Origin of the sequence: Bacillus sp. B.PNR1 (assembly GCF_030386235.1) — a bacterium.
In the GTDB taxonomy this organism is placed as follows: Bacteria; Bacillota; Bacilli; order Bacillales; family Bacillaceae; genus Bacillus; species Bacillus stercoris.
On record NZ_JANYMN010000003.1, the window covers coordinates 244,044 to 268,925 of the forward strand.

At 46.3% G+C, this 24,882-nt stretch carries 17 protein-coding genes and 1 pseudogene; 7 read left to right on the forward strand and 11 right to left on the reverse strand.

Features of this window, described 5'->3' with window-relative positions; translation table 11 throughout:
- Position 1: 1 nt before the first annotated feature.
- Together srfAA and hxlR are read right to left on the reverse strand one after the other, a co-directional pair.
- Positions 2 to 10,765, reverse strand: a complete 10,764-nt coding sequence (gene srfAA / locus NZD81_RS17970) for a surfactin non-ribosomal peptide synthetase SrfAA (protein WP_289861032.1) — start codon at positions 10,763 to 10,765, stop codon at positions 2 to 4.
- Between the two features lie 564 nt (positions 10,766 to 11,329).
- The gene (gene hxlR / locus NZD81_RS17975) at positions 11,330 to 11,692 is read right to left on the reverse strand and encodes a transcriptional activator HxlR (RefSeq protein WP_134976103.1); all 363 of its coding nucleotides are present in this window, start codon (positions 11,690 to 11,692) and stop codon (positions 11,330 to 11,332) included.
- Between the two features lie 232 nt (positions 11,693 to 11,924).
- On the opposite strand from hxlR, the gene hxlA reads away from it, so the two are divergent.
- The 5 genes from hxlA to nin all read left to right on the forward strand — a co-directional run bounded on the left by hxlA (position 11,925) and on the right by nin (position 15,994).
- Entirely contained in the window at positions 11,925 to 12,557 is a 633-nt protein-coding gene (gene hxlA / locus NZD81_RS17980) for a 3-hexulose-6-phosphate synthase (RefSeq protein ID WP_095431239.1), read from the forward strand.
- A 5-nt stretch (positions 12,558 to 12,562) separates the two neighbouring features.
- Positions 12,563 to 13,120 carry a 6-phospho-3-hexuloisomerase gene (gene hxlB / locus NZD81_RS17985; RefSeq protein ID WP_014662738.1) on the forward strand — a complete coding sequence of 186 codons (558 nt, stop codon included), beginning with the start codon at positions 12,563 to 12,565 and terminating at the stop codon, positions 13,118 to 13,120.
- Positions 13,121 to 13,230: 110 nt separating this feature from the next.
- Positions 13,231 to 14,952 carry a methyl-accepting chemotaxis protein TlpC gene (gene tlpC / locus NZD81_RS17990; protein WP_282373953.1) on the forward strand — a complete coding sequence of 574 codons (1,722 nt, stop codon included), beginning with the start codon at positions 13,231 to 13,233 and terminating at the stop codon, positions 14,950 to 14,952.
- A 167-nt stretch (positions 14,953 to 15,119) separates the two neighbouring features.
- Positions 15,120 to 15,569: a DNA-entry nuclease gene (gene nucA / locus NZD81_RS17995; protein WP_134976099.1), complete on the forward strand. Its 450-nt coding sequence runs from the start codon at positions 15,120 to 15,122 to the stop codon at positions 15,567 to 15,569.
- Between the two features lie 26 nt (positions 15,570 to 15,595).
- Positions 15,596 to 15,994: a DNA-entry nuclease inhibitor gene (gene nin / locus NZD81_RS18000; protein WP_014662735.1), complete on the forward strand. Its 399-nt coding sequence runs from the start codon at positions 15,596 to 15,598 to the stop codon at positions 15,992 to 15,994.
- A 36-nt stretch (positions 15,995 to 16,030) separates the two neighbouring features.
- Here nin and bglC read toward each other — a convergent pair whose 3' ends face one another.
- From bglC to NZD81_RS18020, 4 genes and pseudogenes are all read right to left on the reverse strand, one after another.
- Positions 16,031 to 17,464: a 6-phospho-beta-glucosidase gene (gene bglC / locus NZD81_RS18005; protein ID WP_069148927.1), complete on the reverse strand. Its 1,434-nt coding sequence runs from the start codon at positions 17,462 to 17,464 to the stop codon at positions 16,031 to 16,033.
- A 153-nt stretch (positions 17,465 to 17,617) separates the two neighbouring features.
- Positions 17,618 to 17,950: a YckD family protein gene (locus NZD81_RS18010; protein WP_040084394.1), complete on the reverse strand. Its 333-nt coding sequence runs from the start codon at positions 17,948 to 17,950 to the stop codon at positions 17,618 to 17,620.
- An 80-nt stretch (positions 17,951 to 18,030) separates the two neighbouring features.
- On the reverse strand, positions 18,031 to 18,486 hold the full coding sequence (locus NZD81_RS18015; protein ID WP_040084209.1) for an RDD family protein: 456 nt from the start codon (positions 18,484 to 18,486) through the stop codon (positions 18,031 to 18,033).
- Positions 18,487 to 18,503: 17 nt separating this feature from the next.
- Positions 18,504 to 18,699, reverse strand: a pseudogene (locus NZD81_RS18020) (hypothetical protein).
- A 161-nt stretch (positions 18,700 to 18,860) separates the two neighbouring features.
- Here NZD81_RS18020 and NZD81_RS18025 point away from each other — a divergent pair.
- Positions 18,861 to 19,724 (forward strand): transporter substrate-binding domain-containing protein, encoded by an 864-nt coding sequence (locus tag NZD81_RS18025; RefSeq protein ID WP_014662728.1) that lies wholly within the window; start codon positions 18,861 to 18,863, stop codon positions 19,722 to 19,724.
- A gap of 9 nt (positions 19,725 to 19,733) precedes the next feature.
- Positions 19,734 to 20,414: an amino acid ABC transporter permease gene (locus NZD81_RS18030; RefSeq protein ID WP_134976095.1), complete on the forward strand. Its 681-nt coding sequence runs from the start codon at positions 19,734 to 19,736 to the stop codon at positions 20,412 to 20,414.
- A 46-nt stretch (positions 20,415 to 20,460) separates the two neighbouring features.
- On the opposite strand, the gene zinU is transcribed toward NZD81_RS18030, so the two are convergent.
- The 5 genes from zinU to NZD81_RS18055 all read right to left on the reverse strand — a co-directional run bounded on the left by zinU (position 20,461) and on the right by NZD81_RS18055 (position 24,822).
- Positions 20,461 to 21,654 (reverse strand): zinc metallochaperone ZinU, encoded by a 1,194-nt coding sequence (zinU, locus tag NZD81_RS18035; protein WP_282374328.1) that lies wholly within the window; start codon positions 21,652 to 21,654, stop codon positions 20,461 to 20,463.
- Between the two features lie 29 nt (positions 21,655 to 21,683).
- Positions 21,684 to 21,821 (reverse strand): hypothetical protein, encoded by a 138-nt coding sequence (locus NZD81_RS18040; RefSeq protein WP_243572611.1) that lies wholly within the window; start codon positions 21,819 to 21,821, stop codon positions 21,684 to 21,686.
- 150 nt (positions 21,822 to 21,971) lie between these two features.
- Positions 21,972 to 22,589, reverse strand: coding sequence for a L,D-transpeptidase (locus NZD81_RS18045; protein WP_282373952.1), 618 nt, complete (start codon positions 22,587 to 22,589; stop codon positions 21,972 to 21,974).
- Positions 22,586 to 23,500 (reverse strand): GTP cyclohydrolase FolE2, encoded by a 915-nt coding sequence (gene folE2, locus NZD81_RS18050; protein WP_282373951.1) that lies wholly within the window; start codon positions 23,498 to 23,500, stop codon positions 22,586 to 22,588. The genes NZD81_RS18045 and folE2 overlap by 4 nt, the downstream gene beginning before the upstream one ends.
- Positions 23,501 to 23,616: 116 nt before the next feature.
- The gene (locus tag NZD81_RS18055; protein WP_014662721.1) at positions 23,617 to 24,822 is read right to left on the reverse strand and encodes an MFS transporter; all 1,206 of its coding nucleotides are present in this window, start codon (positions 24,820 to 24,822) and stop codon (positions 23,617 to 23,619) included.
- Positions 24,823 to 24,882: the final 60 nt, after the last annotated feature.

A 24,882-nucleotide genomic window follows, 5' to 3' on the forward strand; every position in this document is an offset into this window, starting at 1 on the left:
ATTAGAAAATTTCCATTAATTTATCAAGCTCATCCAGCGTCAAATCGTCGTCACCAAGGTCACTCGGGGTCAGTTCCGTACCATCTTGAGATAGGCAATGTTCAATGATTCTGAGTAGATGCGCTTTAAAGCTATCGCTGAATGACTTTATCGTTTTTTCATGAAATTCAAGAGAATGATAGGCCAGTGACATCGTCAGTTTTCCGTTTTCGATATATCCGACAACATCCAGCGCATTCGGTTTTTCTGTTTCAGGGCTTAATGACTGTCCTGATGGCAGCTCTGATCTCGTGAACAAACCCGCATCCGACATGTCATCGAACTGACCTAAATAGTTAAAGCTGACATCCGGCTGAATCGAGAACGCCACATCTTCTTTATGTTCCGGTGCCGTCAGATAGCGCAGAATGCCGTATCCGACTCCCTTATTCGGCACATGTCTGATATCTTCTTTCATTTGCTTCAGCTGGTAGCCCAGGTCATCCGTATGCTTCATATCAAGCACCATCGGGTACATACTTGTAAACCAGCCGACTGTGCGGGAAATGGTCAGGTCTTCTATGATTTCTTCACGTCCATGCCCCTCTAAATGAACACTTACTTGATCTTGGCCTGTCCACTCCCTCATCGCCAATCCGAATGCCGTCAGCAAAATATCATTCATTTCTGTGTGATATGCCTCATGCACCTTTGTGGTGAGCTGTTCTGTCTCTTCAGCAGTCAGCGAGAATTCAATTGTCTTTGTATGTTTCATTCGCTGATCACCAGATTCGCGATCCTTCGGAAGCTTTGCTGCGACAGTTTGTTCTTCAAGCTGTCTCCAATACTCTTTTTCTTTCAAAAAGGCTTTGGAGTTCGCGAAGTCTTGCAATCTCTCTGCATACTCTGCAAATGAATGTGTTTTCTGCGGGAGAACCGGTTCATTGCCTTGCTCAAGCTGTGTATATACCGCGGCGAAATCCTCCAGTAAAATCCGCCACGACACGCCGTCAACCACTAAGTGGTGAATGGCAAGCAGCAAGTGATCTCCGTCTTCCGCTTGGAACAATCCCGCTTTTAACAATCCGCCTTCCTGCAAGTCGATGCTGCTTTGCAAACGCTCCGCTTCTCTCTCTATAAGGTCTTCGTGATCTTTCGCTTGTCCCTCAATCTGGATGACCTCCAATTGAGCGGAAGAGGCTTCTAGTCCTCTGTTGTATTGAACGACATCTTCCTGTCCCTCACGGTAAACCATGCGGAGCGCGTCATGATGCTCGATCAGCGCCTGCAATGTTTTCTCCACACGTTCAGGATCAAAGCCCTTCTTGGCGTGAAGCATCACCGATTGGTTCCAGTGGTGCTGATTCGTGAAGTTCTTTTCAAAGAACCAGCGCTGGATCGGCGTCAGGATGACCTCGCCCTCCACCGGGCCTTGGTCTGCCTGTTTGCCTTCGGCACGCTCTACGTATTGGATCAGCTCCTCGATCGTCGGGTGCTGGAAGAGATCTTTCATTTCCAGCTTCCAGCCGTGCTGGTTCAAGCGGCTCGCCATCTGAATTCCTTTGATAGAATCTCCGCCAAGCGAGAAGAAATTGTCGGTGACACCGACTTCAGCCATTCCAAGCACGTCCTGCCAGATGCCGGCAAGCAGCTCTTCCATGTCGGTCGTCGGCGCTTTGTATTCTCCGCTTCCCGCTTCGATGTCCGGCTCAGGCAAGGCTTTGCGGTCGACTTTGCCGTTTGCCGTAACCGGAAGCTCGCTCAGCGTCACCCAGAACGCCGGGATCATGTAATCCGGCAGGGTTTCTTTAAGCGAAGACTTTAGTGCTTCTATATCAGCTGATTCCGGTGTGACATACGCCGCGATCGCTGTATTGCCGCCTTTATCCTTGACAGCTGTCACCGCCGCATCCTGCACCTCAGAAAGCTGCGCGAGCTGGACTTCAATTTCTGAAAGCTCGATCCGGTAGCCGCGGACCTTGACCTGCTGGTCGATCCGGCCGATGTATTCAATGCCGCCGTTCACCCACTTCACCAAATCACCAGTGCGGTACATGCGTTCACCCGGCACAAAAGGATCAGCGACAAACCGCTTCGCGGTTTCGTCTTCTCGATTCAGATAGCCTCGCGCCAATCCGCGTCCCGCCACGCAAAGCTCTCCGGCTACGCCTTCCGGCTGCACCTGATTGCCCTCGCCAAGAATGTACACTCTCGTATTGGCGATTGCCTGTCCGATGGAAAGCGAGCCTTCCTCCGGATGGATTTCCATGCTTGTGGCAACGACCGTGTTTTCTGTCGGCCCGTAGTTGTTGACGAGCTTGTACGGCTTTTTCACGGCACGCTTCAGCTTGTCTCCTCCAGTCAAGAGGACACGGAGTGATGTGTTCTCAAGCTCCATGAACTGTTCCGCCAGCTGTGTCGGCAGGAACGTAATCGTTACACCGTTCGTTTCGAAATAATCGTTTAGGCGGACAATATCGAGGCGGATCGCTTCATCAATGACGTGAAGCTCAGCGCCAATCGTCCAGGTCGGGAACATCTCCCAAATGGAGGCGTCGAATCCGAAGCCCGCGTACTTCGCACTGCGGTCCTCCGCTGTCATACTGAACGCGTCGTGATGCCAGAAGCACAGGTTCACAAGCGCATGGTGCTCGACCATGACACCCTTCGGCTGTCCGGTCGTTCCAGATGTGTAAATCATGTACGCCAAGTTCTCAGCTGTTACAGCGGTTTCTGGATTTTCCTCGTCGTTTTCATCAAGCGGCAGGCTTAGAATCGTGCGGCTTCCGTCGAGAAGAATGACATCTCCCGTATAGCTGTCCGGCACTGAAATGCCTTCCTGCTTCAAGAGAAGTTTCGCGCCGCTGTCCTGTAAAATATACTCAATCCGCTGATCCGGGTAGTCAGGATCAATCGGCACAAACGCCGCTCCCGCCTTTAAGACGCCGAGCACAGCGGCGGACATTTCAAGCGACGGCTTCGTGAGGACGCCGACGCGGTCATCCGGGCTGATGCCGCAGTCGATCAGAATCCGCGCGAGACGGTTTGCCTTCGCATTCAGTTCGCCGTACGTCCAGGACCGGCCGTTGTATGTGACAGCAGGGCGGTCTTTGTGGCGCTGAACAGTCTCTTCGAATAGCTGATGAACCGTTTTGTCTGTCGGCACAGGCAGCGTTTTGCCCTTCCACGCCTCGAGAAGCGCTTGTTTTTCTGTTTCAGTGACGAGTGACAGGCTGGAAAGCGGCTGGTTCGGGTTGCCGGTAACAGCATCTAAAAGCTGCATCCAGTATTGCTTCCATCGTTCAATCGTTTCCTGCTTAAACAGAGCTGTATTGTATTCGAGTACGAATGTAAGCCCTCCGTCGGTTTCGTCAGCTGTCAGTGTGAGGTCAAACTTGGCTGTTTTCCGTTCAAACGGATGCGGCTCAAGCTGAATCCCTTTCATTGTTAAATCCTTTATATTCGCATTTTGCATTGAAAAAACTGCATCGAATAACGGATTTCTGCTTGTGTCACGCTGAACCTGAACATTTCCGATCAAGTCCTCAAGCGGGTAATCCTGCGCATCAAAAGCGCTGAGTGCCGTTTCTTTCACTTCATTAAGATAGTCAGCAAAGGTCTTTTCACCCTTCGGATACGTGCGCAGCGCCAATGTATTGACGAACATTCCGATGACACGGCTGACGTCCGCTTGAGATCGTCCGGCCACAGGTGAACCGACGATGATATCGTCTTGTCCGCTCAATTTTGATAAAAACGCACTGTATGAAGCCAGAAGCACCATGTAAAGCGTGGAATCCGTTTCTTTCGCAAGCCTGCGCAGAGCATCGGCTTTGCCTGCTTCTAATGAAAATGCAATGCGGTCTCCCTCAAATGTTTGAACGGCAGGCCGGCTGTAGTCAGTCGGAAGCGTCAATACCGGCAGCTCTCCATCCAGCTCCTTCAGCCAATGTTCCTCTTGCTTCTTGTAAAGCTCAGACTGAATGAACTGCTGCTGCCACACGGCATAATCCTTATATTGAATACGGAGCGGCTCAAGGTCTTCTCCGTCATACAGCTTTGAAAGCTCCTCAATCAGCACACCGACAGACGCACCGTCAGAAATAATGTGATGCATATCGAACAGCAGCACATGCTCAGTATCTGAATGCTTGATCAGCCCTATTCTGAACAGTGGAAGTTGGTCGATTTTGAAAGGCTTAATAAACTCAGAAACGATCCGCTCTGTCTCTTCTTCCGGGGCTTCGAAATAGGCCATCTCACACTCAGCCTCTTTCCAGATCCGCTGCACCGTTTCTCCATCTTTTATTTCAAACGTGGTTCTCAAGGCTTCATGACGCTGCATTAACTGCTGCATGACGCTGTTAAGCCTTTCAACATCAAGCTCACCTGTCAGGCGCAGAACCGCCGGCATGTTATAGCTCGTTTGCGCTCCTTCAAGCTGCTGGAGCACGTACATCCGTTTTTGCGGTGAAGAAACAGGATACGTATCTTGTTTCTCTGCCGGGCTGATGCTTGCGGCTGTCCCTTTTTCAGCAGAAGCAATCACTTGTGCCAAGCCCTCAACCGTCGGTGACTGGAAGAGATTTTTGAGTGACAGCCCAACGCCCAGTTCCTGATGAACCAAGGCAAGCATCTTCATGCCTGCTAATGAGTGTCCGCCAATGTCAAAGAAGTGGTCATAGACGCCGATTCGTTCAGCCTGAAGCACCTGCGCCCAAATGTCTGCGACTTTTTGTTCCGTTTCATTGCGTGGCGCAGCATATGAAACACCTCTTGAAACGTTGGCATCAGGAATCGGCAGCGCTCTCCGATCAATTTTTCCGTTCCCAGTCAGCGGCAGCTCGTCCATTTGGATAAACACCGCAGGAACCATATATGCCGGCAAGTCCTTCGCAGCATGCTCTCTCAGCTCCTGTGATGAGATGTCTCCCTCTCCGACATAGTAAGCGCAAAGCAGTTGATCTCCTGCTCCTTGTTCAACAGCAAGCACAACACTCTCCTGAACACGATCATGGGTTTGCAGCTGATGTTCGATTTCTCCAAGCTCGATGCGCTGTCCGCGAATCTTTACCTGATGGTCGATGCGCCCGATAAATTCGATGTCGCCATTCGGCAGCCATCTCGCAAGGTCTCCCGTTTTATACATGCGTTCACCGGATGCAAACGGATGGGGAACAAATTTTTCCTCAGTCAGCTCTGGACGGTTGTAATAGCCTTTCACGAGTCCTTCGCCGCTGACGCAAAGCTCTCCGGCAATCCCCACCGGCTGCACGTGTCCCGTACGGTCAAGAATATATACTTCCGTATTGCTGACCGGTTTTCCAATCGGAACAGACAGCGTGTGCTCCTCTAACTCATCAACCGGATGATACGTCGCGAAAACCGTGCTTTCAGACGGCCCATACATGTGAAGGAGCTTGCCCTTTCCAACCGTTTGCAAAGCTTTTCTGACATGCTCAACGGAAGCCCGTTCCCCGCCAAACATAATCTTGCGCAGCGTTGACAAGCACGCTGGATTCAAGTCCACAAGCAAGTGGAACAAAGCGGTTGTAATCATGAGAATGCTGATGTTCTCCCGTTCAATGACGCGAGACAGGCGAGCCATATCCAAGACGGTTTCCTTCGGTATCAGCACCAGCTTGGCTCCGTTTAACAAAGAGCCGAACATATCGAACATAAACGCGTCAAACACGTAATTAGAAAGTCCGAGAATCGTATCCTGTTCTGTAATGCTGAGATAATTCGTTTTCTTCACCGTACGGAGAATATTGGCATGTGTCACAATATTCCCCTTTGGCGTTCCTGTCGTTCCGGAAGTATACGTCAGGTTGGCCATTGCCGCAGAATCAAGAGGCAGTGCGAGATTTCGCGCTTCGGCATGATAGCTTTCTTCCTCATCTGCGAGCACGATAACGCCGCTAAATTCCGCATCTTCTGCTAAAGCCTTTAATTTTCTCTGTGTGAGAAGCACCTTTGCGCCGCTGTCACGGAAGAAATGCTGGATTCGCTGAATCGGGTGTTCGGGATCGATCGGAACATAAGCCGAACCTGATTTTAATACTGCCAAGATCGACACAATCATCTCCATGGACCGCTCACATAAGACAGCCGCAGTTCTGCCTTCGCCAGCTCCAAGAGAAAGAATGCCGCGGGCTAAACGATTGGCCCGTTCATTCAGCTCACGATAAGTGAGTGTTTCACCTTCATATTGAAGCGCCGGATGGTCTGGCGTTTTCGCCGCTTGCTCTTCAAACAGCTGAACAATTGTTTTGTCTTTCGGATAAGGTGTTCTGCCCGGGTTAAACTGCTGAATCTGCGAAGCTGCCTCCCCTTCAGAAAGAAGCTTAAACTCGGAAATCCGCTGTTCCGGCTCAGCCGCAGCATCTTCAAGCAAACGCGCAAAATGCGTAAGCAGCCTGTTTGCCGTGCTTTGTTTAAAGAGCTTCGTGCTGTAATCCAAATCAAGCTCAATGCCTTCATCGGTTTCTCTCGCCTGCACTGTCAAATCAAATTTGGCTATCTTGAAATTGGTCTCATGAACAGACAAGGACAGATCGCCGACAGCCGGAATGCCCTCTGTCGCGTTTTGAAGGCTGAACATCGTGTCAAACAGCGGATGCCTGCTTACATCACGCGGGATGTTCAACTCTTCAACAAGCCACTCAAACGGATAGTCCTGATGAGAAAAGGCATCCAGCACCCGTTTGCGGACACGCGAGATCAATTGAGTAAACGTCTCATCCTGCTTGACCTCACTGCGAATCGCAAGCGTATTGACGAACATCCCGACAATGCCCTCTGTATCGGAGTGGTTTCTGCCGGCTGACGGCGTCCCGACAATGATGTCATCCTGTCCCGTATACTTTGACAAAAGTGTGTAGTAAGCGGAAAGCATCACCATATACAAAGTGGCGCCGTTTTGTTCAGCCAAACGATTCAGGCGATCCTTTACCCCCGCATCCAGCTTGATTGACACCCGATCCCCTTCAAAGTTTTGAACAGGCGGTCTCGGGTAATCGGACAGAAGCTGAAGCACCGGGAGCTCGCCTGCAAAGACTTCCTTCCAATAAGCCCGGTCCTTCTTGTACCCTTCAGCAGCCCGCCTGCTTTGCCATACGGCGTAGTCCTTATACTGGAGACGAAGCTCAGGAAGCTGTTCGCCTTTATAAATGCGTGCTAATTCCTCCAATATAATGCCAATGGATACACCGTCAGAAATCAAATGGTGCATGTCAAACAGCAGCATATGACGGTTCTCTTCAAGCTTCAGCAAACCGATTCTGAACAGCGGAGCTTTCGCCAAATCAAATTTCCGAACGAATGATGCCATAATTGCCTCATCTGAGCGGCCGCCTCTTTCAATCATCTCAATGTTGAATTCAACGCTGTCGTGAATGTTCTGTCTCGGCGTGCTGTTTTCAAGAACAAATGACGTTCTCAAAGACTCGTGGCGTCGGATTAACCCCTGAAATGCGCGCTCCAGTTTTTGAATATCTAAAGGCCCTTCCAGAATTGCTGCCGCCGGCATGTTGTAGCCGACTCCCGCATCCTCGAACTGGCTGACGATATATGTTCGCTGCTGTGCCAGAGAAAGCGGATAATGCTCCTGTTTTTCAGCAGGTTCAATCACCGAAAATGCCCGGCTTTCTCTGTGATCTGCTTCCTGTGCAAGAGCCGCAATCGTCGGATGCTCAAACAAATATTGAAGCGGAATCTCGACGTCTGTTTCCTTATGAATCTTCGTTAAAAGGGTCATGGCCTTCAATGAATGTCCGCCCGTTTCAAAGAAATTGTCAAAGATCCCCGCCTTCTCAACGTTCAGCACATCCTGCCAAATGGCTGCGATTGCTTTTTCAGTCTCATTTCGCGGCGCTGTATAGGCCGTGCCGCTGACAGCCTTCACCTCTAGCGCAAACAGCTTGCGGCGATCGACTTTGCCGCTTGGCGTAAGCGGAATTTCTGTCACGTCTGTAAAGTAAGCCGGCACCATATAGTCAGGAAGCTGTCTGGCCGCATGCTCCCTCAAGCCGGCTGGCGCAAATTCGCTTCCAGGCTTCTGCACAACATATGCGCAAACCTCAAGATTTCCCTGTTCGTCAGGCCGTGCCAAAACAACGGCTTTTGCAACGTCGGGCGCCTGCTGAATCACAGCTTCAATTTCCCCAAGCTCAATTCGGTATCCGCGGACTTTGACCTGGTCATCCTCTCTGCCTAAATATTCGATTGTTCCATCTGGAAGCCAGCGCACCACATCCCCGGTTCGGTACATGCGCTCGCCCGCCACGAACGGATCTTGTAAAAACTTCTCATCCGTCAATTCAGGTAAATGCAAATAGCCTCGGCCTACACCGTCTCCCGCGATATAAAGCTCGCCCGCCACGCCTTCAGGCTGCAGCCGGCCTTTTTGATCCAAAATATATAAGCGGTTATTACCCAGCGCTTTCCCGATCGGCACATACGCTGATTGAACGGGACTCTCCGAGATAACCGGATGAACAGAGGCGTCAACACACGTTTCAGTCGGCCCGTACACATTGGTCAAACGCGGCGCCGAGCCTGTTTCTTTAAACAGCTTCATCAGCTTATCCGCAACGACAGAGGATAGGCCTTCTCCGCCAATCAGCATATGCCTCAGCTTAAGTCCGACAAGATCGCCCGCCGCTATCAACATTTGCAGATGGGCAGGTGTACCATCCGTCGCCTCAATGCTATTTCTCCGATAATACGCAGCAAGGGCGGCCCCGTTCGTCACTGTTTTCTTCGGTACGATATATAGGGTTTGTCCCAAAAGAAGCGACGCGAAAATCTGCTTCACTGACGCATCAAAGTGGAAAGGCGCAAGCAATGCCATTCGCAGGGTTTGGCAGCCGCTTTGATAAATCGTCTGCTGCAGAGATTCAACCAAGTGATGAACCTGGCGATGCTCGATCATAACGCCTTTCGGACGTCCGGTTGTTCCCGATGTGTAAATAATGTAAGCAAGATTCCGCGCGTTTACATCAGCCTCCGGCATGTCGTCTGAGCCTTCCGCAATCGCCTGATCAAAATCAATCAATTCAGCATCGGACGCAGGAGCTTCAATCTGCGATTCAGTCAGGATGAAGTCCGCCCCGCAATCCTCCAAAATATATTGAATCCGCTCAGCAGGAAAACCGGGATCAATCGGCACATAGGCTCCGCCGGCATTTAAAATCCCCATGATAGATGTAATCATCCGTTCAGAGCGTTCAATCAGTACGGCGACAGGACTGTCCGGGCCAACCCCTTTTTGTTTCAGCACATTGGCAATACGTGCAGATTGCTCATGTAACGCTCGATAGGACAATGTGCGATCTTCAAATACAACTGCTGGGTGATCTGAAAGCAGCTCAGCCTTTTCTTGGAACAGCTCTGGGATCGTCATGTCCTTACGGTAGTTCACAGATTTACCGCCGGCCATCGCAAGCAGCTTCTCTTTCTCCCCTTCAGAAATCAGTGTTAATTCATCAATTGTATGTTCTGGATGCGTTAACGCGTTCTCCAGCATGGTCATCATGCGCTCACAAATCATGTTGATTTCTTCACGTGAAAATAAATCAGTTCGGTAATCAAAATCTATGGTGAGTTTCCCAGTATCCCATCGATCCTTTACATGAATCGAGACATCATTTAATCCGCTGCCGCTGAAAATCGGCTCTGTCAAAAAGGCAAGATCCTCTTCTTTCTGCCACTGCATCACTTGATATTCAAGAGAAACTGTAAACAGCCTGGTCAGAGAGCTCTTTGTTTCACGCAAATCGTTGATCAGGAGATTATACGGATACTTTTGGTGGCGAAGTGTCTTCATCAGATCCTTCATCCGATCTTTGACAAATTCTAAAAACGCTTGCCCGCCGTCAATGTTTGTCCGAAGCGGAACCGTAGAAACAAACATGCCTAGCATTTGCTTCTCTTTCGCATTCGTCCGGTTGCCCATAAAGGTTCCCGTCACAACATCATTCTGGCCGCTGACCCTGTACAAATAGGCGGCAAGCAACGATTGAAACACCGAAAGAACACTGACTTTGTTTGCCTCACAAAACGATAGAATCTGTTGATGAAGTGCTTCAGGCACATCTTTAGAGAACCTCTCAGCATCCAAACTCCCTCCTGCGGAAGCATTCCGTTTCAGGGAAACAAGTTCAGGCACCGATTCAAATTGCTTGTTCCAAAACGCCTTGTCCTTTTCAAACCGCTTCGATTGAGCATAGTCCTGTTCAGATAAAACATGATCGATAAATGAATGCGAGATTCCTTCTTTTTTCTCTGAGCCGTTGGCTAATTCTAAATAAATGTGCATGATCGCATTCCCGAGAATATTCATGGAGATGCCATCAGAAATTACGTGATGAACATTTGCATAAAACCACACTTCATTTTCCTTTATAGTGAACAAGGAAAAACGGAACAAATCACAATCGTACAGCGGCAAAGGTTTTTTCGTTTCCTCCCGGCTCCATTGTGAAATAGACTCTATCGCATTCGGATCTCCAGTAGTGTCAGTATGTTTTATATCAACAGGCCGATACTCGCTAATATATTGAACAGGCTCCCCGTTTTCATCGAGCCGCAGCCGAAGGCGCATGGACTCATTTCTGCGAATAAACTCTTGAATCGCCTGCCCAACAAGCACATAATCAATCGCATCAGTTGAAACCAGCTTACCAATCCCCGCAAGGTTTGAAATACTCGTGTGAGGATAAAATTTTTCTGTATACCAAATTCGTTTTTGTGCATCCGTTAAAGGATAAAAAGTTATTTCCATATTGTCATACCTCCCCTAGTCTTCATAAGCAGTGAACATGTGCAGCGCATTTTCTCTTTTTTATCCATACCAGCTTTTAATTCTTATGAACTAACAACCGAAATAGCCCAAAGTACTACACTTAAAAAGCAGTGCTTCCAATCTACCGCTATTAAAACAGGCTGCCGTCAGTCAGCATTGCGGGGTCTAACACAAGCGAATAAAGACCGCAAGACCCCCCACCCTAATAGGAAACAATTTTGGCTATTTATTCATTGTTTTCAATATTTTTTATCTTGCTACCGTTCACTTTAAATGAAAAAAATGTTTTTATCACCGAAAAATGGGTGAAAAGTTTCATGCGGGATGCCGAAAGATTCCAGTTTATTTACAGGGATATTTTTGCGGGATGCCGCAATTATTTCCACTAAACATTATTTACAGAAAAATAAAAATTTTTAAAATAAATTGCTGCGTTCAATCTTATTTATTGTTGACTGCGATTTACAGTCTTTACATGATATATGTTTACCGCGCAAAAACCGAAAAACAGGCAAAAAAAAAGACACCCTTGCGAAGAGCGCCTTACAACAATTCTTTCATGACATTTTTGTCGATATCAAACAATTCCATATAGCCTTTCCCCCACTCATACATGGCATCAAGAATAGGCATGAGGCTCTCTCCTTGCGAGGTCAGAGAATATTCAACCCTCGGCGGGACAACCGGATACACTTCCCTGTGAACAATCATATCCTGCTCAAGCTCTCTCAGCTGATTCGCGAGGATCTTCTGCGTAATATCAGGAATCAATGTTTTTAATTCATTGAACCGTTTTGTGCCTTCTTTTCCTAAATGCCACAAAATGAGCATTTTCCACTTACCGCCAATCACTGCAAGCGTTAATTCTTTCTCACAATTAAACCTTTTTCCGTCCATCCGGCTCAAAAGAAATCCCCCCTCAGTAACCTTTTTATATGTTAGATACGTATCGTCACTTACTTACTTTTTTGCAGACTCTTTTTTCATTATACTCACTCATAATACTAAGAGAAAGAAATCTGATTGCCGCTCCACACAGTATCCTCCAAGTAACTTGTTGACTTCAAAGTGCCTACTTCTCATCAATAGAAGGAACCTATAGAATGAAAAATAATTCGAAAAAGGGAGTGGATCAACAATGGAATTACAGCTTGCATTAGACCTCGTCAACATCCCCGAAGCCATTGAGCTTGTCAAAGAAGTGGAACAATATATCGACGTGGTTGAAATCGGAACACCGGTCGTCATTAATGAAGGCCTAAAAGCCGTTAAAGAGATAAAAGACACATTTCCGCAATTGAAAGTTCTCGCAGACCTGAAAATCATGGATGCCGGGGGCTACGAAATCATGAAAGCGTCGGAAGCGGGCGCTGACATCATCACCGTTTTAGGGGCTACAGACGATGCAACGATTAAAGGCGCAGTAGAAGAAGCCAAAAAACAAAAGAAGAAAATCCTAGTGGACATGATTAACGTGAAAGACATCGAATCCCGCGCGAAAGAAATCGACGCACTCGGTGTTGACTACATCTGCGTCCACACTGGTTATGATCTTCAAGCAGAGGGCAAAAACTCTTTCGAAGAATTAACGACAATCAAAAATACCGTAAAAAACGCAAAAACCGCAATCGCGGGCGGCATCAAACTTGATACACTGCCAGAAGTAATCAAACAAAAGCCTGACCTTGTCATTGTAGGGGGCGGAATTACAAGCGCGGCAGACAAAGCCAAAACAGCTTCAAAAATGAAACAGCTGATTGCCCAAGGATAAATCAGATGAAAACGACTGAATACGTAACGGAAATTCTCAATGAGTTACACCGTTCAGCAGCTTATATTTCTGATGAAGAAGCTGACCAGCTTGCCGATCACATTCTTTCGTCTAATCAAATTTTTACTGCGGGTGCGGGGCGGTCTGGCCTGATGGCAAAATCCTTCGCGATGAGATTGATGCACATGGGCTTCAACGCCCATATAGTCGGTGAAATTCTCACTCCGCCGCTCGCCGAAGGAGATCTAGTTATTATCGGCTCAGGCTCAGGCGAGACAAAGAGCTTGATTCATACCGCAGCAAAAGCGAAAAGCTTACACGGAAATGTTGCAGCTTTAACCATCAATCCGCAATCAAGTATCGGAAAACAAGCAGACCTGATCATTAGAATGCCTGGTTCTCCTAAAGACCAGTCAAACGGAAGCTATAAAACCATCCAGCCAATGGGATCATTATTTGAACAAACGTTGCTGCTATTCTACGATGCAGTAATTTTAAAACTCATGGAGAAAAAAGAGCTCGATTCTGAAACCATGTTCACCCACCACGCGAACCTTGAATAGCCTTACACAACCGGCCTGAAGATCAGGCCGGTTTTATTTTTTCTAAAATAAAACTTTAAGCCCGAAAATCCGATAAGTAATATGACCTACGAATCACAAAAGGAGGAATTATGTTGATAAAACGACTTAAGTTGAAGCTAGGAACTAAAATTCTTTTCCTGGTTTTTGTAGTGATTCTTTTATTTTCCGCATCAGTCGGCACGGTGATGCTTAAGGAAATTACAGAAAACATGAAACAAATGGCAACTGAAAAAGCGAAAGGTGATCTCGCTTTAAGCAGTGCTTATATTGATGATGTCATTTCAGGGGACTGGCAGGTGAAAAACAATAAGCTCTATAAAGGGCAAACACAAATCAATGGAAATGAAGATATCGTTGATCTGCTTGGCGAAAAAACGGGTGATACCATTACCATTTTCCAAGGCGATACTCGTGTTGCAACCAATGTCATGAAGAATGGAGAAAGAGCTGTTGGCACCCAGGCTTCTTCTGAAGTTACTGACACTGTATTAAAGAACGGAAAACGGTTCTACGGACAAGCAGATGTTGCAGGCTCCTCTTATCAGACGGCATACATGCCGTTAAAAGATCAAAACGGGAACATCATCGGCATGCTTTATACCGGAGCAAATCAAAGCATATTAGCATCACTTACACATTCGCTTTTCACTCAATTCGCTATCGTTCTTGTTATCGTCATTATGGCATCAGTCATCCTTGTCCTGGTTTTCACAAAAAAAATCAACAAGCGGCTGAACGCTTTAAAAAGCGCGTTTGAAAGTGCCGGAAACGGAGACATGACAATAGAGGTGTCAGATAAAACAGGTGACGAGCTCTCAGAACTAAGCGCCTATTATAATAAGATGAGAATGAAGCTGAACGATACCATCCAAACTGTACAACAATCAGCCCTTCAGCTTGCATCAGCCTCTCAGCAGCTCTCAGCCGGAGCAGAAGAAACGAATCAAGCTTCAGAAAAGATTACAGAAGCTGTACAGCAGATTGCAAATGGAGCCCAAGATCAGATCACACGAATTGAAAACAGTGAAAGCTCATTACAACAAGCTTCAGCAGACATCCGGGATATTTCTGCAAATACTGCCGCTATCGCCTACAAAGGACAGCTCGCGCAATCAAAAGCAGATATTGGGCAAAAGGAAATTTTACATGTACAGGCTCAAATGGACGCGATTCACAATTCAATTCAGAAAAGCGGAGAAATCATACACCAGCTAGACGGCCGCTCTAAACAAATTGAGCAAATTTTATCTGTCATCACCCAAATTGCCGACCAGACAAACCTGCTTGCGCTGAATGCAGCGATCGAAGCTGCCAGAGCCGGTGAACATGGAAAAGGCTTTGCTGTTGTTGCCGATGAGGTACGCAAATTAGCGGAAGAGTCTCAACAGTCTGCGGGACAGATTTCAAAACTGATCAAAGAAATACAAAAGGATATGAACCAATCTGCAAGATCTGTTGAGCATGTGAAAACAGAAGCTGCAGAAGGAGTCACCATGATCCAGCGCACCAGCGATGCATTTAAGGAAATTGCAGCTGCAACAGGTGAAATCAGCGCCGAGATTAGTGATTTATCAGCATCTGTAACAAACATTTCAGCCAGTGCACATCAAATAAATGATTCCTTTGCAGCCAATACGGCCGACATTAAAGAATCTACTCAAAATACCCGGCAAGCGGCTGCATTAACAGAGGAGCAATTTGCTGCAATGGAGGAGATTACCGCAGCTTCTGAAACGCTGTCTCAATTAGCTGAGGAGCTTACCGGTATCATAAGCCAATTTAAAATGATTAATCAAGCCGAAAACAGCTGATGCCTTACTATCATTATTGTAAATTGGCAATCGTATTTTGCTGAAAACAAATATTTCGACCTGCTAAAATTACGATTTCTGCAATAAACTGATCGTAAAACATAAAATTTAAACCTTTACACCACATGCTTTCTGGATTACTCTTGTGTCAGTTTTAAAAGCGGGAGGTGAACATCACGACGGACATCATAAAAACGATACTTCTCGTCATCGTCATCATAGCAGCTGCAGCTGTCGGCCTGATAAAAGGAGACTTTTTCTCAGCTGATCAAAAAACGTCTCAAACGAAAGAATATGATGAAACAATCGCCCTCCCTTCTGACCGTTATCCCGAAACGGCCAAACATATTAAGAATGCGATAAATGAGGGGCACTCAGATGTGTGCACCATCGACAGAGACGGAGCTGAGGAACGCCGCGAGCAATCATTAAAAGACGTACCGCCAAAAACGGGGTATGACAGAGATGAATGGCCAATGGCCATGTGCAAAGAAGGCGGTGAGGGAGCTTCTGTAGAATACATTTCTCCCGCTGACAATCGCGGAGCAGGCTCTTGGGTCGGGCATCAGCTTACCGATTATCCAGACGGCACAAAGGTTTTATTCACAATTCAGTAAACAATACATAGAGGAGGAACAGCACATTGATCAAATCATGGAAGCCGCAAGAACTTTCGATTTCATATCATCAATTTACTGTATTTCAAAAGGATTCTGCACCTCCTGTAATGGATTGGACTGACGAAGCGATTGAAAAAGGTTATACTGCGGCAGACGGGGCCATTTCCTTTGAGGCGCAGCGAAATACAAAGGCCTTTATTCTTTTGCGCCTGAACAGTTCAGAAACAGTAAACTCCTACGAGAAAAAAGTGACTGTTCCTTTTCATCTCACAGAAAACGGAATTCAAATTGAAAGCATCATGTCTAAAAGACTGTCCTTTGATCTCCCCAAAGGAGACTATCAATTGACATGCTGGACTGTGCCGGCTGAAATGTCAGATTTGCACGCTGACACTTATATTATTGATGCTGTTTCTGTGTAATGAAAAACCCCTGAGAGAATAACTCTCAGGGACTCTTTATAAACTTTCTCCGTTCGTCTTGATGACATCTTGATACCAATAAAAGCTTTTTTTCTTCAAGCGTTTTAAATCGTATGTGCTTTCTTCATCACGATTGACATATACAAATCCGTATCTTTTTTGGTAGCCGTTCAGCCAGCTTAACAGATCAGTAAACGACCAGCTGCAATAGCCGATTAAATCGACACCGTCACTGATAGCTTGTCTGCATTGCTCAAGATGCGAACGCAAATAATCAATTCGATAATCATCCTGTACAGTGCCGTCCTCAACTTTATCAAATTCACCTAAACCGTTCTCTGTTATAAACACTGGAAGCTGATAGCGGCTTGTAATTCGGCGAAGGCCGATACGCAGCCCAGTTGGGTCAATTGTCCAATCCCAGTTGCTCGTTGTCAGGTGAGGATTTTTTTTCGTTTTGAACACTCCCGGTATCCCCGTCTCTTGATTGGTTCCCTTTTGACCTGTCGTATTCATTTTCCCTTCCGACACACCATCAAGCGGATTTCGTTCGTAGGTGATTGTCTGATAATAATTGACACCTACAAAATCAGGCTTCCCTTTGGCAAGGAGCTCCATATCTCCCGCTTCGATAGTCGGCGCCCATCCCTGTTTTTCCAAGTAACGGAAAGGGATTTGCGGGTAGGTTCCCCAGCAATACATGTCAAGCCACCAATTGTTCATAAATTCTTCTGCATTTTCAAATGCCAGGATATCCTCTGGATGGCTTGATAAAGGATAAGCCGGAGAATAAGCAAAGCTTGGACCGATTTTGCCTTCAGGCACATAATCTCTAAAGGATTCAATGGCTTTTGCATTAGCCAGAAATGCAATATGGTTTGCTTCATAAAATCGTTTTCTGTCTTTCACTCCAGGCGGATGCATGGCTGTAATAAAGCCGTGATTAAAATTGTAGTTCTGTTCGTTTAACGTAACCCAATATTTCACCCTGTCTCCAAAACGTTTATAAAGAGTAATACAGTAATGATTAAAATCCTCTATGATTTTTCTTGACTCAAACCCGCCGTACTCGTCCATAAGCGCTTGAGGCAAATCCCAGTGATATAAAGTCAAAACCGGCTCGATGTGATGAGAAAGCAATTCATCAATCAGGTTGTCGTAAAACGCTAGACCTGCTTCATTGATCTCCCCTCTTCCTTTTGGAAAAATCCGCGGCCAGCTGACGGAAAATCGATACGCTTTTAATCCCATCTCAGCCATCAGGGCGACATCTTCTTTATATCGGTGATAATGGTCAACCGCAATGTCTCCATTGGTTCCTTTAAACGTTTTGCCCGGTATTTTCGTAAATACATCCCAAACAGAAGGGCCTTTGCCATCTTCATTCCAAGCGCCTTCAATCTGGTACGCTGCAGAAGCAGAGCCCCACAAAAAATGTTTCGGAAAAGATTCTGGATGCTGGTGGATCATAGTGTTTATCACTCCTGAATGATTTGATAAACCTATCATAGGCTATGAAACGCGTTTCAGATCAACTCGATCTTAGTCGCGGAACAGTTCAGCTAATATTGCCTACTTGTAAATAACACAAAAGCACCCAATTCCCATTGGATGCTTACCGTCTTAATGTCTTTTTTCAAATTTATGCGGATGGGGATGGGGCTTTGGAACAAAACCGTTTTGTTTCATCATTTCAAAGTGTTTGTCCATGTGATTTTTAATATATTCTCCTCTTTCTTTAGGCAGTACGCCGTATTGTACATACTTTGAGATCACGTCTTTGCGTTTTTTTAGAATCTCTGCTTCCATTTTTTCAATCTCTTTCTTTTGCTGATCTGTCAGTGTGACATTTGCGGGAGGCTGCTGCTGTTTTTCAGCGGCTTCAGCTATACCGGTCAGAGAAATGACAGCCGCGGCAATGAACATTGTGATCACGTTGATGGTTATTCGTTTCATCCAGTTTATTCCTCCAATCCTATTTTTCATATGTTTTGCTGCATTGTATTTTTTATGCATAAAAATAAAAAGAGCGAACATTATTCGCTCTTTCTAATCTCTTCGTCAGTATAAAGTTCTTCTTCACCGGGTGACGCGTACGTGACATACGTTCCCGCGATTAAATCATGCAGGGTTCGTTTGTCTTCTCGTACGGCAATCAGAATCAGGCTAGCGATCAAGCCAAGTCCGAAGGTTATACCGTAAACAAGGCCTCCAACAATAACTCGTAAAAACATTGTTAACAGGCTGACTTGTGATCCGTCTTTTTTTACGATTCTGATTCCGCAGATTCTTTTTCCGATAAGGTAGCCGCGCCAAAACACCGGCAGCAGCATAGAGTACAGCAGAACAACCAAGCTGATGAACAGGCTGTCGTTCGGGTCTTTTCCTGTAATCAGCCAATAGATCAACAAAAGAGGTACCGAGACTATAATGTAATCTAACAATGCAGCTCCCAGTCTGATCCAAAATCCGGCTGGTTTGTAAATATTCATTTGCCCCCCATTATGGTTTAAATGTTTCCATCTTTTTTCTTATCGAATATGTCATATGTCTTAGGGGCATCAGCAAGACTTAATTTATTCTGAAGATCGCTTTCATGCCTCTTGACCATTTCTTACGGTATTGGCATAGATGAATGACGGATCTGCTGCATCCTTCCTTTAACATGCGTTTCCTTGATACGTCTGGCATTCATCCTTGAACAACTCCTTTTTTCATCACCTCTTCCCTTCATAGCCGCTTTTAAACACCCACCCATGCCTTTTGTATACACAATTCGAACTTTTTGAAAACGTCATCAACATATTGCAACCCCTTATGTTCAATGCTATCTTTTTAGTTGATTAACAGATTGGGGGAACTATAGGTGAAATCATTCAAGCAATCCAAAGCCGTTATATTCAGTTTCACAATGGCTTTCTTTCTTATATTGGCAGCCTGTTCCGGCAAAAATGAAGCCGATTCCAAGGATACAGGCTGGGAGCAGATTAAGGATAAAGGGAAAATCGTAGTCGCTACATCAGGTACGCTCTATCCTACTTCTTATCACGATACCGACTCTGGCTCCGATAAGCTGACGGGCTACGAGGTTGAAGTCGTTCGCGAAGCTGCAAAACGATTGGGGCTGAAGGTTGAGTTCAAGGAGATGGGCATTGACGGGATGCTGACAGCGGTGAACAGCGGACAGGTTGACGCAGCCGCGAATGACATCGATGTGACGAAGGACCGCGAGAAGAAGTTCGCATTTTCTACTCCATATAAATATTCATACGGCACGGCAATCGTCCGTAAAGACGATTTATCAGGGATTAAAACGCTTAAGGATTTGAAAGGGAAGAAAGCGGCTGGCGCTGCTACCACCGTCTACATGGATGTCGCGAGAAAATACGGCGCCAAAGAAGTGATTTATGATAATGCGACGAATGAGCAATATTTAAAAGATGTCGCCAACGGACGCACTGATGTCATTTTAAACGACTATTACCTGCAGACACTCGCGCTCGCAGCATTCCCGGATCTCAACATTATGATCCATCCTGACATCAAGTACATGCCGAACAAACAGGCGCTTGTCATGAAAAAAAGCAATGCGGCACTTCAGAAAAAGATGAATGAAACATTGAAGGAAATGAGCAAGGATGGCACTTTGACTAAGCTGTCGAAGCAATTCTTCAATAAAGCAGATGTATCAAAGAAACTGAATGTCGACGTTCAGGACGTTGATTTGTAATCGGACGCCATGATCAATAGCATTCAGTGGGAATATATTTTCAACACGAAGCTGGCCATTGAATCGTTTCCTTATGTCATAAAAGGCATTGGGTATACACTGCTCATCTCTTTTGTAAGCATGTTTGCAGGAACTGTGATCGGCCTGTTCATATCACTCGCCAGAATGTCTAAGCTTGCTTTGTTAAGATGGCCGGCGAAGCTCTATATCTCATTTATGCGGGGCGTTCCGATTTTGGTGATTTTGTTTATCCTTTATTTTGGGTTTCCATACATCGGCATTGAATTTTCCGCTGTCACGGCTGCTTTAATCGGCTTTAGCTTTAACAGTGCCGCCTACATTGCGGAAATTAACCGTTCAGCCATTTCATCCGTTGATAAAGGACAATGGGAGGCGGCATCCTCGCTGGGCCTTTCCTATTGGCAGACGATGAGGGGCATCATTTTGCCGCAATCGATACGTATTGCGCTGCCTCCGCTTGCCAATGTATTGCTCGACTTAATCAAAGCGTCATCTCTCGCTGCAATGATTACAGTGCCGGAATTGCTCCAGCATGCGAAAATCATCGGAGGCAGAGAGTTTGATTACATGACCATGTATATTCTGACCGCTCTCATTTATTGGGCCATCTGCTCAATTGCCGCAACCTTTCAGAATATCCTTGAGAAAAAATACGCTCATTATGTTTAAACAAACGTTTCATTAAAAAAGCCGCTCCCCAGGGAACGGCTTTTTTCTATTGATTCAGTTTCCATTTAAATGGGTCTTCAAATAGCGACCAGTCGGAATCAAATTCATACTCAGTCAGCAGGCATTGATCAAGCTCTTTCGTGATCGCTTCTTCATCCAGATCAGTTCCAATAAACACTAACTGCGTTAGGCGGTCGCCAAATTCAGGGTCCCACTCCGCCAACATTTCCGGCTCTTGCTGTTTGACTTGCTCCTGCTCAAGCTTTGGCAGCGCCGCCACCCAATATGATACAGGCTCAATCGTAACCGACGGACCTGCTTGCGACATCAGTAAAGCAAGGTTGTTATGAGATGCGCACCAGACGATTCCTTTGGCACGTACCACGTTCTTTGGCATTTGATCCAGCCAACGGTAAAATCGTGTAGAATGAAACGGCAAACGTCTCTTATACACAAATGAAGAGATACCGTATTCTTCTGTTTCCGGGGTATGTTCCGCATGACCTGCCGTCAGCTCTTGAATCCAGCCGGCCGATCCGTTCGCTTCCTCGAAGTTAAATAGCCCTGTATGTAAAATCTCCTGCGGTTTTACATTTCCTTTGACAGAACGTATGAATTTGGCCCTAGGCTGCAGTTTGCGTAGAACGTTTTCAAGCTGTTCGAGCTCTTGCTCGCTGACCAAATCACATTTATTTAAGATCAGTACATCGCAAAATTCAATTTGATCGATCAAGAGGTCGGCGATTTCTCTTTCATCCTCTTCCCCCAATGCCTCTTTGCGGTCCAGAAGGCTTTCGCCTGACTGATAATCATGCCAAAAACGGTTGGCATCCACCACTGTCACCATCGTATCCAGCTGACAGAATTTTGTCAGGTCGATTCCCATCTCTTCATCGATATAAGAGAAAGTCTGGGCCACCGGGATCGGTTCGCTGATTCCTGTCGATTCGATGACGATATAATCAAACCGTCCGTCCTTTGCCAGCTTCTCAACCTCTATTAATAAGTCTTCGCGAAGCGTGCAGCAAATGCAGCCGTTTGACATTTCCACAAGCTTTTCATCTGTTCTGGAAAGGCCCCCTTCCTGCTTAACCAAGCCCGCGTCAATGTTCACCTCGCTCATATCGTTTACAATGACCGCTATTTTTAAGCCTTCGCGATTCTGCAGAATGCTGTTCAACAACGTTGTTTTTCCCGCACCGAGATAGCCGCTCAGTACGGTAACCGGAATTTTTTTCATCATGATATCCTCCCTTTAAAATAGAACGATTACGATTTAAATTTTATGCTTCGCCGTATAAGCAATGGTGTAAGCAGCTTTTCGCGCTCCGAAAACATTTCTTGCTGCCACCCGATTGCTAAATCAGTAAAGGCTCCAACCGCGTTTAATCCTTTTCCCCATCGCAAATCTCTTCCCCTTGCCGACAGCAAGATCCTTAATCAATGTCTTTCTGTTTTTCACGGATGCACAGCCAATGATAACCCATTTATCACAAAACGTAATTGTTACGATTTGAATTGTATGGTCTTTTTTCCTTTTTGTCAACAGCTTTCAATTCAGTTGATCACCACTTTTGTATGTTCAGGGATATTTTCATATATCCATTTCGCATCCGGGATGGTCAGCCTGATGCACCCGTGAGATGCTTTCGTTCCTAGTTTTGCTGCTTCAGCTTTGATGACTTTTTGATCCTTTGTCATCGGCACACTGTGAAATAGAAATTCTCCATGGCTTTTCCATGATACCCAATATTCCGCGCCTTCCTGGTATCCTTCGGAGAAAAACCATTCTCCCCGTTCAGGCTCTATATGAAAGGTGCCCTTTGGCGTAGCATCATCTTTTGTTTGATCCAGTCCTGACGAGACAATCATTGTATATAAAGTTTTACTTCCTTCTTTGATGTAAGCCTTCTGTTCTTTCACGTCCACATCAATCCAGACATGTTTCTGCTTGATATCCGGGTATTTACCGCCCGATGGTTTTGTCCAATCGATGCTAGTTTTTTCTGTCTTTTGGTCGGACGTTACGTGCTCTGCCGTTTTCTTTGTATCAGCGCTTGCATGTTCTTCCGTTTTCTTTTTATCGGCACTTGCGTGTTCTTCCGCATGATCGGAGCAGGCTGACAGCAGGCATGCTGGCATAAAAACGGCAACAATGAATAATGAGAGTTTCATATTCTATCCACTTCCTTTGAAAAACACAGCTTCGCATAGGCATCGTGGAGATGGATTGATTCTTCATTCCGGCATTCAATCTCAAAGGCTGACACCCATTCAAGCTCAAACAAATCCGCAGCAATCAGCCGGGCGAGATCCTCAACAAACCTCGGATTCTCATAGGCCGTTTCCGTCACTGCTTTTTCATCAGGGCGCTTCAATACCGGATGCAATCTCGCAGAGGCATTTGATTCTGCGGCGTGAAGCAAATCAGCTTTAACATCACTTGGCAGCGATGCAGCCGGGTGAATATCAGTCCAAATATTGACCGTTCCCCGCTGATTATGGGCACTGTATTCACTAATTTCCTTGGAACAAGGGCACAGAGTCGTTACTTTAGCTGAGATGCCGGCACGCTGTTTAAACGGCTGATCTTCACGATACGTAACAGACATGAGTATGTCAGCATGCATCAGACCTGCTTTCTCAAGCTTCGGACTTTTCCGTTCGAAAAACCACGGAAACCTCACTTCAACTGAAGCAGAGGATGTGTCCATGTTTTCCGCAAGCTCTTTCGTAAATTGCTGAAGGGAGGAAAATGAGAGAATCCAGCCCTTTTGATGATAAACTTGCAGCAGCTCTGTTAACCGGCTCATGTTAATCCCCTTCTGATTTCTCGGCAAATCACAAGTCATAATAAAGTTCGCGGCCGTTGTTTGCTCGGCAGGCGTCATTGCAGAAGTGATTGTGACTGGATGGGACACATCAGCAACACCTACATGCTGAATGTCAAAAAAGTAATCCTTCCTGATATTTTGCAGGTCCTTCATTTTCTTTTTTTCCACTGGTTTCTCACCCTTGGCCGGACTGACCGATCCAAAGTATCGAAGACGCTCCGTTTTTCCCGGAAGCGGCATGTGTTGATTCATTCAGAAAACTCCTCTCACTAACAAATCGTAATAATTACTATTTATTTTGATCGGTTCACTGATGAAAATCAAGAGAAAATAAAAAAGACACGCACAAACGCGTGTCCGTCAAAAACCTACACATCCGCCGGGCTGCTTTCCGCGCTCCAGCTTTTCCGCCAGTAATAGCCTGCGGCAAGCACGAGTGCAAACGCCAGCAGCGCGATACAGGAAAACGTGATAAAACCGATAGCATATGTGCCTGTCATCTGTTTGAGAGATCCTAGGATGTTCGGCAGGAAAAAACCTCCGATACCTCCGGCCGCACCGACGATTCCCGTCACCATGCCAATTTCTTTGCGAAAACGCTGCGGCACGAGCTGGAATACTGCGCCGTTGCCCATTCCGAGCCCCATCATTCCGACAAACAATAGAACAATGACCATTGAGAGGGACGGCAGGCTGCTGACTCCGGCCATACACAGTGCCACGATGACAAACAATACAGAAAGAACTTTCGTGCCGCCGACGCGATCCGAAATCAAACCCCCGACAGGCCTGAAAAAGCTCCCTGCCGCCACACATAATGTAACGAAGTCCCCTGCGTGAATTTTTGACAGCTGGTATTGATCAACAAAGAAAATAGATAAAAAGCTTGAGAGCCCGACAAATCCGCCAAATGTGACGCTATACAGCAGGCAGAAAAACCATGTTTCCTTTTGCCCGAACACATGAAGATAGCTTTTGAGCGGCTGCGGAGCCGGCTGTGCAGGAGAATCTTTAGCCAAGGAGACAAAAAGAATAAAGACGATCAATAATGGAATAAGCGCAATTCCCATAACAATGTGCCAGCCGAACTGCTCTGCCAGACGAGGGCCAAACAGGGTTGCAAACAACGTGCCGCTGTTTCCCGCGCCGGCAATCCCCATCGCAAGCCCCTGCAAATGAGGCGGATACCAGCGGCTTGCCATTGGCAGCGCAACGGCAAAGCTTGCCCCAGCTACGCCAAGCAGAATCCCGATGGCATACAGCTCAGTAAGTGAACGGCCGCCAAATGTCCCCCACAGCAGCGGAATCATTGTCACCAGCATCCCGATCACTGCCGTTTTTTTCGGTCCGATTCTGTCCGTTAAAATACCCAGAATGATACGAAACACAGATCCAGATAAAATCGGCACAGCCACGACAAGCCCTTTCTCAAAAGGAGACAGGCCAAAATCCTGAGAAATATAAACACCCAGCGCCCCAAGCATCACCCATATCATAAAACTGACATCAAAATATAAAAAGGAACAGAGCAAAGTGAGTGGATGACCGCTAGTTTTCAGTTCCGACAGCTTCATAAGATTCCCCTTTCTTGACCCTCATTATTTTACATTTTCTGAATCAAGGATATAGGACCA